This window comes from Caballeronia sp. M1242, assembly GCF_017220215.1.
In the GTDB taxonomy this organism is placed as follows: Bacteria; Pseudomonadota; Gammaproteobacteria; order Burkholderiales; family Burkholderiaceae; genus Caballeronia.
In genome coordinates this window covers 60,784-74,072 of sequence record NZ_CP071130.1, presented here as the reverse complement: position 1 = coordinate 74,072, position 13,289 = coordinate 60,784, and the positions used below count along the sequence as shown (strand labels likewise).

Below are 13,289 nucleotides of genomic sequence, written 5' to 3'. Positions count from 1 at the left end.
TCAGGCGCTCCTTCGTTGTATCAGGCGATGCGGCAGCAGCACGCCCGGCACCTCCGCGCGCGGATCGCGCAGGCGCTTGAGCAAGAGTTCCGCCGCTGTCTCGCCGAGCGCGCGCATCGGCTGCGCAACGGTCGTGAGCGGCGGCACGGCGTGGGCGGCCACCGCGATGTCATCGAATCCGACGACCGCGACATCTTCCGGCACGCGCAGCCCCGCGCTGCGCAGGCCGTTCAGCACGCCGATGGCAAGCGTGTCCGACACCGCGAAAATCGCGGTCGGCCGGTCGCGCCCGAGCGACGCGAGCTGCCGGGCGGCGCGCTCGCCGGCGTCGTAATCGAGGCTGTCCAGTTCGACTTGCCACGCCGGATTCGCGACGATGCCCGCGGCCTGCAGCGCATCGCGATACCCCGCGAGGCGCTGTCGGCCATACAGATAGCCTTCGCCCGAGTTGATCAGCGCGATGCGCTCGTGGCCCTTGTCCAACAGATAACGCACGACATCGCCTGCGGCAAGATGGTTGTCGATGCCCACGTAAGGCACGCGCGCGGCCGGATCGAATTCGCAACACGCGACCCACGGCAGCGTCGACGCCTGCTCGACGAGCGCCTTCTGCACGGCGGCAGGGTCGAGACAGATCGCGCCGTCCGCGCGACGCCCGCGCAGCAGGTCGAAGTAGCTGCGCTCGCGCAATGGATCGGCGCCCGTGTCGCAGAGAAGCATGAAGTAGCCGTTCTGCCGCGCGACCGTGTCGATGCCGCGCACGATGGCCGCATAGAACGGGTTGCCGAAGTCGGGGACCATGGTGAGAAGCAGGCGGCTTTCGGCTGTGCGCAGATTGCGCGCAAGTTCGTTCACGCGATAGCCGCTCGCCGCGACCGCCTCGCGTACCTTCTCGCGCGTGGCCTCGCGCACGTTGCTGTGGCTATTGAGCACGCGCGACACCGTGGCGACGGACACGCCGGCACGCCGGGCAACGTCGGCAATCGATACTTCCTCGGGAGGACGCACGGGATCGGACATGCTGCGTGCCGGGCGGCGAACGAAATGTAATGGATTACATTATTCGACGGTGTTTGTCCGGAAGGCAACCCGAATCGGATAGGGATAAACGCCTAAGCGAAAGTTCGACGGCTCGTGTCGATCGCGTGGCGGCGTGCGCGTCGTAAGGTGTGAACGCGCGGAACCGCGCGTTTGTCGACCTCGAACAGGAGCACTCCATGCGATTCATGATGCTGATGATCCCGCGCGGCTACGAAAGCGCGGAGCCCGGCGCGATGCCGAGCGCTGAAGCCGTCGCCGCGATGATGAAGTATAACGAAGAGTTGCAGAAGGCCGGCGTGCTGCTGGCGCTCGACGGACTTCATCCGCCGTCGATGGGCGCGCGCGTCACGTTCGAAGGCGGCAAGCCGCGCGTGACCGACGGGCCGTTCGCGGAAGCCAAGGAAGTGCTCGGCGGCTACTGGATGATTCAGGTGAAGTCGCGCGAAGAGGCGATCGAATGGGCGAAGCGGTGTCCCGCTTCGGCGAACGAGATCATCGAAGTGCGCCAAGTGCAGGAGTTCGGCGACTTCCCGTCCGACGTGCAGGAAGCCGCCGCCGGCTTCGAAGAAATGCAGAAGGCGCAGAGGCCGGCTTAACCGGGAATGCCGGTGATGTAAATCGGCTTCGCGGTCGACAGCGACTGCTTGACGCCGCGGCCGGTGTCATCGACGAGCACTTCTTCTTCGTCTCGCTCGACAGCCGCGAGCACTTGCTCGACCACGCTCGCGGGCGATGTTTTCGGCGCGTCGACTTCGGCGACCATGTCGGTGTCGATGTAGCCCGGATGCACGCCGACCACGAGCGTACCCTGTCCGCGCAGCTCGCCGCGCAGCGCGTTGGTCACGGCCCACGCCGCCGACTTCGACGCGCTGTACGCGCCCGCATCCGGCAGCGCGACCCAGCTCAGCACGGACAGTACGTTGATGACCGCGCCGCCGCCGTTCTTCTTGAGCGTGGGCGCGAACGCCTGCGTCACGGCGAGCGGACCGATCACATTGACTTCGAAAAGATCGCGCATACCTTGCGTCGATGCAGGATCGACCAGCGCGCCGCGCGCCAACGCCCCCGCGTTGTTGATGACGATCTGCACGTCCGTGTACTTGGCCGCGGCTTCGGCGATGTCGGCAGGCTTCGTGACGTCGAGGCGGATGGCTTCGACGCCTTCGATATCCACGCTGCCCGGATCGCGCGCCGCCGCATAAACCTTGGCGGCGCCCGCCTGCAACAGCGACTTCGCGAACTGCTTGCCGAGACCGCGGTTCGCGCCGGTGACGAGTACGACCTTTCCCTTGATCTGCATGACTGCTCCTGTTAGTGCATATGCACTTTAGCCGACATAAAAAAGGCACGCGGCCCTGCGTGCCCGGTTTGCTGGACTCAATCCATTGCGGTGATCTCAAACAGCATCTGACGCAACGACTTCGCGCGCTTCTCGCCGTATTTCTGCTCGAATTCGGCCTGCGCCGTCCGCCACTTCTCGACGCCCTGCGCGAGCAGCGCCTTACCTGCGGCCGTCAACGTGAGACCGACCGCGCGCGAATTCGGCGACTGCTGATCCGCCTGCACCATGCCGTCGCGCTGAAGCGGCTTGAGCGCGCGCACGAGCGTCGTGCGGTCCATGACCATGGCGTCCGCGAGCTCGACCATCTGCACGCCGGGCTTGCGCGCAATCGACGCGAGCAGCGTGAATTGCGCCGAAGTCAGGCCGACTTCGCCCATGTGCCGCTCGTAGAGTTGCGATACATATCGCGCGGCCTGCCGGATGGCGAAGCAGTTGCAGTCGAGAGGAGATGAGTGCGTTGACATGACTCGCAGCTTATATGTGTATATGCACTCGTGTCAAATGGCGCGTTTTCATCGGCGCGATAGGCCAAGCGCATGACGCGGCACGAATCGTCGCGCGCCCGGGCTCGGCGAAACGCGTGACGCCGCGCCGCGTCTGGAAAAGCGCCCTGCCGCGCCTGTGCCGAAATCCGCAGTTGCCGCGCGACGAATCGACAAGACGCCGCCAATTTGGCTTCCTACATTGCGCTTGTCCGCCGCCATGCGGGTCCGGATGCGACTTTCGCCGCGCCGAGGGCAACTCCGTCTTGCGGGCGGGTAATTGGTCATGTTCCATGCAGTAGCCGCGTTCCTGGATTGCCAAACCACAAAAGGAGAGGAAACCATGCGTATCCGTACGAGCGTCAAACCCTTGGCATGGCTGGTGGCGTGCGCGAGCGCCGCATTCGCCGCCGCGCCCATGACCGCCGCCGCCGAAGACGTCACGGTTAAGATCGGCTTCGCCGCGCCGCTCACGGGCGCGAACGCGGGCTACGGGAAGGATCTCCAGAACGGCGTGCAGCTCGCGCTCGACGAGGCGAACGCCAAGAAGATCAGCATCGGCGGCAAGACGGCGAAGTTCGAGATTCAGGCGGAAGACGATCAGGCGGACCCGCGCGTCGGCGTGCAGGCGGCGCAGAAGCTCGTCGATGACGGCGTGTCGGTGGTCGTCGGTCATTTCAATTCCGGCACGACGCTGCCCGCTTCGCCCATCTACAACAACGCCGGCATTCCGATGATCGATCCGGCCGCGACGAATCCGACGATCACCACGCGCGGCCTCGAGAACGTGTTCACGGTGATTTCCAGCGACGCCCAGAACGCGGGCAATGCCGGCGCGTACGCGGTCACGACGACGAAAGCGAAGCGCATCGCGATCATCGACGACCGCACGGCCTTCGGTCAGGGCGAAGCCGACGAGTTCGAGAAAGCGGTGAAGGCGAAAGGCGGCAATATCGTCGGCCGCGAATTCAGCGACAACCAGACCGTCGATTTCAGCGCGCAACTCACGCGCATCAAGGCCCTGAACGCGGACCTGATTTTCTTCGGCGGACTGGACCGACAAGCGGCGGCGGTCGTCAAGCGCATGAAGCAGCTCGGCGTCAACGCACAGTTCGTAGGCGGCGGCGGCGTGATGGACGCCGATTTCCTGAAGCTCGCGGGCGACGCCGCCGAAGGCGCGCAGGCGTGGGAATACGGCAGCCCGCTCGACAAGCTGCCGCAAGGCAAGGCGTTCAGCGACAAGTTCCAGAAGCGCTTCGGCGTCGCGATTCTGTCGTACGCGCCGTTCGGCTACGACGCGGCGTGGGCGGCGATCAACGCGATGCAGAAGGCGAGTTCCGCCGATCCGAAGGTGTATCGCCCCGTGCTTAAGAAGATTTCGTTCGAGGGCATCACGGGTCCGATTGCTTTCGACGATAACGGCGCGCTGAAGAACGCGTCATCGACGCTGTATCAGGTGAAGAACGGGCAATGGGAAACCGTCGTCACCAAGCACGGCATGTAGGCGCTATTGAAAACGCAGGTTGTCGCGCGTGGCCGCGGCTTCGCCGTTCAGCCACTGCGCGAACTGCTGCAACGCGGGCGACGGCGCCGGCCGCTCCGGATAGACGAGGTAGTAGGCCGCGCCGCTCGGCACGCGCAACGCGAAGGGCGCGATCACGCGTTTCGCGCGCAGGTCTTCTTCGATCAGCGAGACATCGCCGATGGTGACGCCCAGCCCCTGCATCGCCGACGAGATGGCGAGGTCGAGCGTGTCGAAGTGTTGCGCCTTCGCGGACGGCAAGCCGTCGTAGCCGTACGCGCCGAGCCACAAGAGCCAGTCGCGGCGATCGCGCGTCGGGTGCAGCAGCGTCTGGCCCGCGAGGTCGTCCGGCGTCGGCTCCGCGTTGCCGCGCGGTTTCCAGAGTTCGGGCGCGCAGACCGGCGTGAGCACTTCATCGAACAGATGATGCACCGTCAGGCCCTTGCCCGACGGCTTCGCGGACGTCGGGCTGAAGACGATAGCGGCGTCGAACTGTTCCGCATTGAACTCGACGCCGTGCGACACCGACGCCGTCACTTCCACGACCTGCTCGGGCCGCTCGTTCTGCAGCCGGATCACGCGCGGGAGCACCCAGCGCATCGCGCAGGTCGGACACTTGACGCGCAAGGTCCCGGAGGCGCTGCCGCCCTTGGCGAGCGCGTCGCCAATCTGCGCGAACGCCTGCTGCAACGGCGCGATCAGCAGCGCGCCGTGATGCGTGAGCGCGAGCCCGCGCGCCTGCCGCACGAAAAGCGCGTAGCCGAGCTGCGCCTCCAGTCCCGCGATCTGCCGGCTGACCGCGCCCTGCGTCACGTTGAGCGCATCGGCGGCGCGCGTGAAATTCAGCTTCTGGGCGACCACGAGAAAAGTTTTGAGAACGTCGAGCGAGGGCAGCGGTTTCATCGGGTTAACGAAAGGAGCCATGAGCGGCGCACATGGCTAGTATGACAAAGTTTCGATTGTCGGCCGTTTATTGCCGCGGTTGAATCGTCGCACTGTCCATTGGAGCGAGCCGTCGTGCACAGCGCCTGTATTCCCGAATCGAAGCTGCCGAAAGTCGGCACCACCATTTTCACGGTCATCGGCCAGCTTGCCGAAGAGCATCACGCGCTGAACCTGTCGCAAGGCGCGCCGAATTTCGCGTGCGATACGAGGCTCGTCGAAGGCGTCACGCGAGCCATGCAGGCAGGACATAACCAGTATTCGCCGATGTCCGGTGTGCTGGCGCTGCGCGAGGCCATCGCGCTGAAGACGCAGAAAGTCTACGGCGCGCAGTACGATCCGGGCACGGAAGTGACCGTGGTCGCGAGCGCGAGCGAAGGGCTGTATGCGAGCATCAGCGCGCTCGTGCATCCCGGCGACGAGGTGATCTACTTCGAGCCGTCGTTCGACAGCTACGCGCCGATCGTGCAGCTTCAGGGCGCGACGCCGATCGCGATCAAGCTGTCGCCGGAAAATTTCCGCATCGACTGGGACGAAGTCGCCGCCGCAATTACGCCGAAGACGCGCATGATTCTCGTCAACACGCCGCACAATCCGACGGGCAGCGCGTTCACGCCCGCCGACATCGAGCGGCTCACGGCGCTCACGCGCGACACGAAAATCATCGTGCTGTCGGACGAAGTGTACGAGCACGTCGTGTTCGACGGCGCGCCGCATCATGGCATGGCGCGTTATCCGGCGCTCGCCGAACGCAGCGTGATCGTGTCGTCGTTCGGCAAGTCGTATCACGTGACGGGCTGGCGCGTCGGCTATTGCCTCGCGCCCGCCGCCCTGACCGCCGAAATCCGCAAGATTCACCAGTTCATGACCTTCTCCGCCGACACGCCGATGCAAATGGCGTTCGCCGAGGCGCTCGCGGACGAATCCAGCTATCTGAACCTCGGGCCGTTCTATCAGCACAAGCGCGACGTGCTCGCCCGCGCGCTCGCCGGCTCGCGTTTCGAACTGTTGCCGAGCGCAGGCAGTTTCTTCATGCTTGCCCGTTACAGCGCCATCTCGGACGCGCCCGACAGCGATTTCGTGCTGCGGCTGATCCGCGAGGCGCGCGTCGCGACCATTCCGCTGTCCGCGTTCTACACGGACGGCACCGACAATCGCCTGATTCGCCTGTCGTTCGCGAAGGACGACGATACGCTCATCGAAGGCGCGCGCCGCCTTTGCCAGATCTAGCCCTTTGATTTCCCGGAGACCACGATGAAGAACAACCACCTCGCCGCCGCGCTTTTCGTCGCGTGCTCGCTCGCGAGCGGCGCGGCGCTCGCCGCCGACACCCTGCGCTTCGGCGTCGAAGCGCAATACCCGCCGTTCGAATCGAAATCGGCGACGGGCGAACTGCAAGGACTCGATATCGACGTGGGCAACGCCGTCTGCGCCGCCGCGAAGATGCAGTGCAAATGGGTCGAAACGTCGTTCGACGGCCTGATTCCCGCGCTGCAGGGCCGCAAGTTCGACGCGATCAATTCCGCGATGAACGCCACCGAGCAGCGCCGCCAGGCGATCGACTTCACGACGGTCGTGTATCGCGTGCCGACGCAACTCATCGCGAAGACCGGCAGCGGGATCGAGCCGACGGCGGCGGCGCTCAAAGGCAAGAGCGTGGGCGTGCTGCAAGGCTCCATTCAGGAAACGTTCGCCAAGGCGCACTGGGAGAATGAAGGCGTGAAGATCGTGCCGTATCAGGACCAGAATCAGGTCTATGCGGACCTCAAGTCCGGCCGTCTCGACGCGACGCTCGTGCTCGCGCCCGCCGGACAAAGTGGCTTCCTCTCGAAGCCCGACGGCGAAGGCTTCTCGTTCGCCGGCGCGCCGGTGCGCGACGACAAGATTCTCGGCAGCGGCATCGCGTACGGCATCCGCAAGGGCGACGATGCGCTGAAGACCAAGCTCGACGCGGCCATCGCGAAGGTGAAGGCGGACGGCACCATCGACAAGTACGCGAAGAAGTATCTCGGCAACATCGACATTTCAGCGAAGTAAGCTGCGGGCGGCGCCTGTGCAGCTTTTTTGAAGCGCAGGCACACTGGCGGATTCGTTGACATCCGGCCGCGATTTGAACGTCGCGGCGCTTCGCCGGGAGATGCATGAGCACGCCGCCGCAAACCAACGCCTCACCGCCTCCGCCGCCGCTCAAGGGCGGCCAGCTCGTGCTCGCCACCTTCGCCGTGGCGCTCGCGACCTTCATGAACGTGCTGGATTCGTCGATCGCCAACGTCGCGATTCCGACGATCTCCGGCAACCTCGGCGTGTCGGTGAACGAGGGCACGTGGGTCATCACCGTGTTCGCGGCGTCGAATGCCGTTTCCATTCCGCTGACCGGCTGGCTCACGCAACGGCTCGGGCAGATCCGGCTTTTCGTCGGCGCGATTCTCATGTTCGTGCTGTCGTCTTGGCTCTGCGGGCTCGCGCCGAATCTGCCGGTGCTGCTGATTGCCCGCGTGCTGCAAGGCGCGGTGGCCGGGCCGCTGATTCCGCTTTCGCAGGCCATTCTGCTCGGCTCGTATCCGAAAGAGAAAGCGTCGATGGCGCTCTCGCTCTGGGCGATGACCGCGACCGTCGGGCCGATTGCGGGCCCCGCGCTCGGCGGGTGGATCACCGACAGCTATTCGTGGTCGTGGATCTTCTACATCAACATACCGGTGGGCATCTTCGCGGCGGGCGTGACGTGGTTCATCTACCGCACGCGTGAATCGCCGACGCGCAAGGCGCCGATCGACGTGATCGGGCTCGCGCTGCTCGTCGCGTGGGTGGCGTCGCTGCAGATCATGCTCGACAAGGGACGCGACCTCGACTGGTTCTCGTCGCCGGTGATCGTCGTGCTGGCGATCGTCGCGGCCATTTCGTTCGCGTTCTTCGTCGTGTGGGAACTGACGGAGGCGAATCCGGTGGTCGATTTGCGGCTCTTCACCGGGCGCAATTTCTTCGGCGGGACGGTGGCGATTTCGGTGGCGTACGGCGTGTTCTTCGGCAACCTCGTGCTGTTGCCGCAGTGGATGCAGCAGTACCTCAATTACCGGTCCGTCGATGCCGGGCTCGTCACCGCGCCGCTCGGCGTGTTCGCCGTGATACTCGCGCCGATCATGGGCAAGATCCTGCCGCGCAGCGACGCCCGCGTGATCGCGACGATGGCGTTCATCGGCTTCGCGTTCGTGTTCTGGCTGCGCTCGAAATACGTGATCGAGATCGACACGTTCCACCTCGTGCTGCCGACGCTGCTTCAGGGCATCCCGATGGCGATGTTCTTCGTGCCGCTGACGGCCATCGTGCTATCGGGGCTGCCGCCTTCGAAGATTCCGGCGGCGGCCGGTTTATCGAATTTCGCGCGGGTGTTTTGCGGCGCGGTGGGCACGTCGCTCGCCGGCAATGCGTGGGACGACCGCATCGCGCTGCATCACGAGCGGCTCACCGAGCAGGCGAACGCCTTCAACCCGACGTTCTGGCAGGCGCTCGGCGCGTCGCAATCGACGCTCGATATCAGCGAAGCGCAGGCGCGCGGCATATTCAACTTCACCGTAAATTCGCAGGCCGCGATGATGGGCCTGAACGATATCTTCCTGATCTCGGCGGTGATCTTTATTTTGATCATCCCGCTCATCTGGATCACGAAGGTGGCGAAGGGCGGCGGAGGTGGGGCCGCGGCGGGGGCGCATTAGAGCGGGCGCGGGCCTCCGCTCAATCGGGGTAAAACTCCGGATCGAGGACCTGCGCCATCGGCCAGGGGCAGGTCTCGGGAAACGCGTCGATATCCAGACCCGTTTCCGATTCCGCGAGATTGCGTGCGCGCGACCACACCACGTCGATCCAGGCCGCGTCGTCGAACTTTCCGCGCAGGCTCGGCGCTTCGTTCAGCGCGTATGCCACTTCTTTGCGCTGCGTGCGGATGGTATGGCTCCAGCTCTTGCTGCCTCTTGCGTGCTGATATGTCCACTTCAACAAATGCGCCAGCAACACCGACATCCGGCTCGCCAGTTCGCGTTGCTCGCTCTTCCCCACGTCCTCGATTTCCTCTGCGATATGCTCGATATCGATGGCCGTGAGCTTTCCTGCACGCAGCAGCGCGGCCTGTTCCCTGGCCCACGCGACAACGTCCTGCTCGTAAGGCGTTCCCATCGGCTGACTCCCGTCTTCTTTCGAATCTCCGGTTTGGCTCATCGTAATTCGCCCCTCGCTATTCTTCGAGATCGTCCGTTCGGCTAACGCCGCTATTTCAGGCCCAGATCGACGCGGCTTCCCGCACCTTTATCGTCGATGCCGTCGGCAGTCAACTTCGGCGCGACCACGAAAATCCGGCTGCTTTCGATCTTGCCGTCGAAATATTCCTGCACCGCCTGCGCCCGCCGCTGCGCGAGGTCGCGCAACGACGCCTCGTCGACCGGCGCGTTTTGCAGCAGCGCGGCCTTCATATCCGCATCCGGCACAGTCTTGGTCAGACCGATCATATTGCGCGGCTTCTTGAAATCGGCCGACTTGTAGACCTTCGTCAGGTACTTGTCGTACTCGTCGCCGGACACTTTCACGCTCGCCCAGTCGACGTTCTCGCCATTGCCCGACATGTCGCGCACCTTCGCGCGCTTCACCTGCGCGTCGAGCCACGCGCTGCGCAAGCCCGGTTCGTCCACCTTCGGATCGACGCGGCCGGTCACGTCGAGCCGGATCGACGGCTTGTCCGCGAGCGCCTTCGCGATGGTTTCGAGCTTCTTCTGCGCGGCATCCGTGAGCGTGGCCGACCCGGCGTCGAATTCAACGTAGTTCAGCTCCTCGCCGCTGCCGCCGAACGCATGCGCCAGCAGCGAGAACGGCGCGGTGACGGCCTTCTGCACGAGGTTCAGAATGGCCTGCCACACGAGCCCGCCGACCGAAAACTCCGGGTTCGACAGCGAGCCGGAAATCGGAATGTTCACGTCGATTTCACCGCGCGAGTTTTTCAGCAGCGACACCGCGAGCCGCACCGGCAGCTTCGTCGCGCTCGGATTGTCGATGTGATCGCCGAAGGTCAACTGGTCGATGAACAGGTGGTTGTTCGCCGTCAGCTTGTCGTCGGCGAGCATGTAGTGCAGATCCACGTTCAGCTTGCCCTTGGTAATCGGGTAGCCCGCGTACTTCGCCGAATACGGCGTGAGGTTGGTCAATTCCACGTCGTGCGCGCTCGCGGTCAGATCGAGCGCGGGCTTCGCGATCAGCGGATTCACCTGCCCCTTGATCGACACCGGTCCGTTGGCCGCGAGCTTCGCGGTGACGTCGACGGGCGCGGGCGTCGTGGAATGCGTGCCGAACGCGCCGATGGTCCCGTTGATCGCCACCAGATTCGCCGTGTAGTTCGGCTTGATGAAGTTGTCGGTGTACGTGACGCGGCCGTTCTGCAGGACGAGCTCGCCGAAGCGCAGGTTCACCGGCGGCCCGGATTTCGGCGTGTCGGCGGGCGCGCTCGCGGCAACCGGCGCCGAGGCTGACGCAGACGCCGCCGGCTGCGTCACCGATTGCCCGGCTGCGTGATCGCTCGCCACGACATTCTTCAAATTCAGCTTGCCCTGCGCGTCCAGCAGCACGCGCCCGTAGAAATTGGCGAACGTGACGCGCGCCGCCTCCACGTCCGTGCCGCGCTCGCCGTAGCTCGCCTTCAGATTCGTGAGACCCAGCAGCTTCCAGCCGGCGAAGCGGTCGGACGTCGCCTTGTCGATCATGCGCACGTCGGTGAGCGAGGCGTCGCCCTTGTACGACGCCGCGAGCGTCTTGCCGCTGCCCGAAATCGCGACGTCGCCGTTCGCGTTGAGCGCGGCGCTCGCCACTTCGACGTTGAGCTTGTCGCCGAAATACGGTTCGAACGCGGACACATCCATCTGATCGCCCTTCACATGCAGCGCGACCTTGAGCGGACTGAGCGTCACATTGCCGTTCACGGCGAGCGCGCCGCGGCCGTTGAGCGTGAGCTTGCCGTCGATGGGAAGCGATTTCGTCATGTCGTCGCTGAACTGCCTGAGCTCCACCGACAGCGGCGCGACGCTCAGCTTCACCGGCCGCGCGGGCGTTTCGTCGGTGAACGTCGCCGATGCGCCGTCCAGCCCGATCTGACCGATCTGATAGCGCCACGCCGGACCGGCCTGCTGCGCCTTCTGCACCTTGCGCGTCGCCGTTTGCTCGGGCGCGGCCTCGTGCGGTCCCGCGAGCGCCGCCAGATCGATGCTGCCGTCTTTGCGGCGCGTCGCCTCGAGCGCGAGGCCGCTCGCCCGCACGCTGTCGAGCGCGGCGGTGCGCGCGGCCACATCGACCTTGCTGATCTTCGCGACCGCCGAGCCGAGCTTGATCGGCGCTGCGCCCGCCGCGTTCGACGGCACGAGCGTGAGACCCGCGACCGTGACATCGCCCGCGCCGACCTGCGCGCCCGCGTCGGGCTTCGACCAGTCGACCGACACCGGCAGATTCGCGCTCACCGTGCCCGCGACGACCCGCGCTGCCACCATGTTCGCGATGTACGGCTGCAGCGGCGGCAACGCCAACGCGTCGAGCGCGAGCTTCGCGTCCGCCGTGTGGGCGGCGAGCGTGACGTTGCCCGATGCCGCGAGCGTGCCGCCCTTGTCCGACGCCGTCTGGAGCGTGTAGCGCGCGGGCGTCTCGCCGAGCGTGGAGAAGCCGTCGAGCGTCACGGCGAGGTTCGTCAGCGCGGCTTCGACATGCTGCTTCAGCAGGTCGTCGGCATACGCGAGGCGCCCGCCATCGATGGCGAGATGGCGGATCGCGAGGTCGAGCGGCGGTGACTTGCTATCCGCGGTCTTCGTGGCTTCAGGCTTCGAAGGCGACGCGAGCCTCGTCACGTTGTACACGCCCGAGGCGTCGCGCGTGATATGCGCATCCGGCCCGGACAGCGTGATCTCCTCGAAGTGATAGACGCTGCGCAGCGGCTGCATGTCCGCGATCTTGACGTGCAGCGCGCGAGCGGCGATGAGCGGCGCGTTCGCGCGGTCGGTCACGGCGGCGTCGGCGAGATCGGCAGTGCCGTCGATGCGGATGGTCGGCACGTCGCCCGCAATCGCGAAACGCACGTTGAGATCGGTCGAAAGCCGGCCGCTCTTGACCGCGACCGGCAGCGAGGCGGGCGCATACGACGCCAATTGCGGCACGTCGAGCCCGTCGAGCGTCAGCGCAATTTCCGATTCCCGCGACTGCGCGAACGGCTTCGTGCGGCCCTTCAGCACGAGCGGCGAGCCGTCGATGCGCGCCTGCAAAAGCGGCGTCACGAAGATGTCCGTGGCGGACGGCAACGTCGCGATGAACGGAATGCCGAGCGCGAAGCGGTCGATGGTGTGCTTGGTCTTCGTGAGCCTGTCGTCGAAAACGATGCGCCCGTTCTCGATCCGGATGTTCGACACCGAAAACCGCGCGGGCTTGTCCGAGGGCGGCGACGAAGGCTTCGAGAACTTCGCGATCAGATCGGAGAAATTGAAATGCTCGGCGTCGTACCGGACGACGTTGATGCGCGGCGAGTCGATCTTCAGTTCATCGATGACCGGCGCGAGCCGGAACAGCGACGTCCACGACGTGCGCACCACGAGCCGCGACACATCCACGAAGCCCGGCGCGTTCGGGCCTTGCGCGCGGGATTCGCCGATATGCACGTCATCGGCTTCGAAATCGAGCGTATAGGGATTGAGCGCGATGCGCCGGATGCTCACCGGCCGGTCGAGCTGCGTCGAAAGCTGCTGTTCGGCGACGTGCCGGATGACCGGCGGCGCGACGAAGAACCCGAGCAGCCCGATTACCAGCAGCGCGACGACAAACCCGATGGCGATGCGCCGCGTGCGGGGCGCGTGGACCACGCCGCGCAAAGTCTGCCCGGCCGTGGTGAACGTTGACTTCGTGGTGCTTGACATGCGATGCGCGGCGACGCGATGCGCGCATCGGCGCGGCG

At 65.3% G+C, this 13,289-nt stretch carries 11 protein-coding genes; 5 read left to right on the top strand and 6 right to left on the bottom strand.

All coding sequences use genetic code 11. The features are described from left to right. Positions 1-1,020: a LacI family DNA-binding transcriptional regulator gene (locus JYK05_RS14005; RefSeq protein WP_175940870.1), complete on the bottom strand. Its 1,020-nt coding sequence runs from the start codon at positions 1,018-1,020 to the stop codon at positions 1-3. Between the two features lie 197 nt (positions 1,021-1,217). Between JYK05_RS14005 and JYK05_RS14000 the strand changes: the two genes are divergently transcribed. Then, positions 1,218-1,637, top strand: coding sequence for a YciI family protein (locus JYK05_RS14000; protein ID WP_175940869.1), 420 nt, complete (start codon positions 1,218-1,220; stop codon positions 1,635-1,637). Here JYK05_RS14000 and JYK05_RS13995 read toward each other — a convergent pair. Both JYK05_RS13995 and JYK05_RS13990 read right to left on the bottom strand, forming a co-directional pair. Continuing rightward, positions 1,634-2,341 (bottom strand): SDR family oxidoreductase, encoded by a 708-nt coding sequence (locus JYK05_RS13995; protein ID WP_206469068.1) that lies wholly within the window; start codon positions 2,339-2,341, stop codon positions 1,634-1,636. The genes JYK05_RS14000 and JYK05_RS13995 overlap by 4 nt on opposite strands. A 77-nt stretch (positions 2,342-2,418) precedes the next feature. Further along, positions 2,419-2,847, bottom strand: coding sequence for a MarR family winged helix-turn-helix transcriptional regulator (locus tag JYK05_RS13990; RefSeq protein ID WP_175940867.1), 429 nt, complete (start codon positions 2,845-2,847; stop codon positions 2,419-2,421). 361 nt (positions 2,848-3,208) lie between these two features. Between JYK05_RS13990 and JYK05_RS13985 the strand changes: the two genes are divergently transcribed. Continuing rightward, positions 3,209-4,369, top strand: a complete 1,161-nt coding sequence (locus tag JYK05_RS13985; protein WP_206469067.1) for a branched-chain amino acid ABC transporter substrate-binding protein — start codon at positions 3,209-3,211, stop codon at positions 4,367-4,369. Positions 4,370-4,372: 3 nt separating this feature from the next. Here JYK05_RS13985 and JYK05_RS13980 read toward each other — a convergent pair whose 3' ends face one another. Beyond that, positions 4,373-5,290, bottom strand: a complete 918-nt coding sequence (locus JYK05_RS13980) for a LysR substrate-binding domain-containing protein (RefSeq protein WP_206469550.1) — start codon at positions 5,288-5,290, stop codon at positions 4,373-4,375. Between the two features lie 114 nt (positions 5,291-5,404). Between JYK05_RS13980 and JYK05_RS13975 the strand changes: the two genes are divergently transcribed. The 3 genes from JYK05_RS13975 to JYK05_RS13965 all read left to right on the top strand — a co-directional run bounded on the left by JYK05_RS13975 (position 5,405) and on the right by JYK05_RS13965 (position 9,039). Further along, positions 5,405-6,559 (top strand): methionine aminotransferase, encoded by a 1,155-nt coding sequence (locus JYK05_RS13975; protein ID WP_206469065.1) that lies wholly within the window; start codon positions 5,405-5,407, stop codon positions 6,557-6,559. 24 nt (positions 6,560-6,583) lie between these two features. Next, on the top strand, positions 6,584-7,366 hold the full coding sequence (locus JYK05_RS13970) for an ABC transporter substrate-binding protein (protein WP_175940864.1): 783 nt from the start codon (positions 6,584-6,586) through the stop codon (positions 7,364-7,366). Positions 7,367-7,470: 104 nt separating this feature from the next. Beyond that, positions 7,471-9,039: a DHA2 family efflux MFS transporter permease subunit gene (locus JYK05_RS13965; RefSeq protein ID WP_206469063.1), complete on the top strand. Its 1,569-nt coding sequence runs from the start codon at positions 7,471-7,473 to the stop codon at positions 9,037-9,039. A gap of 19 nt (positions 9,040-9,058) precedes the next feature. Here JYK05_RS13965 and JYK05_RS13960 read toward each other — a convergent pair whose 3' ends face one another. Next, positions 9,059-9,496: a DUF29 domain-containing protein gene (locus JYK05_RS13960; RefSeq protein WP_206469061.1), complete on the bottom strand. Its 438-nt coding sequence runs from the start codon at positions 9,494-9,496 to the stop codon at positions 9,059-9,061. 92 nt (positions 9,497-9,588) lie between these two features. Further along, on the bottom strand, positions 9,589-13,251 hold the full coding sequence (locus JYK05_RS13955; protein ID WP_206469059.1) for a DUF748 domain-containing protein: 3,663 nt from the start codon (positions 13,249-13,251) through the stop codon (positions 9,589-9,591). Between the last annotated feature and the right edge of the window lie 38 nt (positions 13,252-13,289).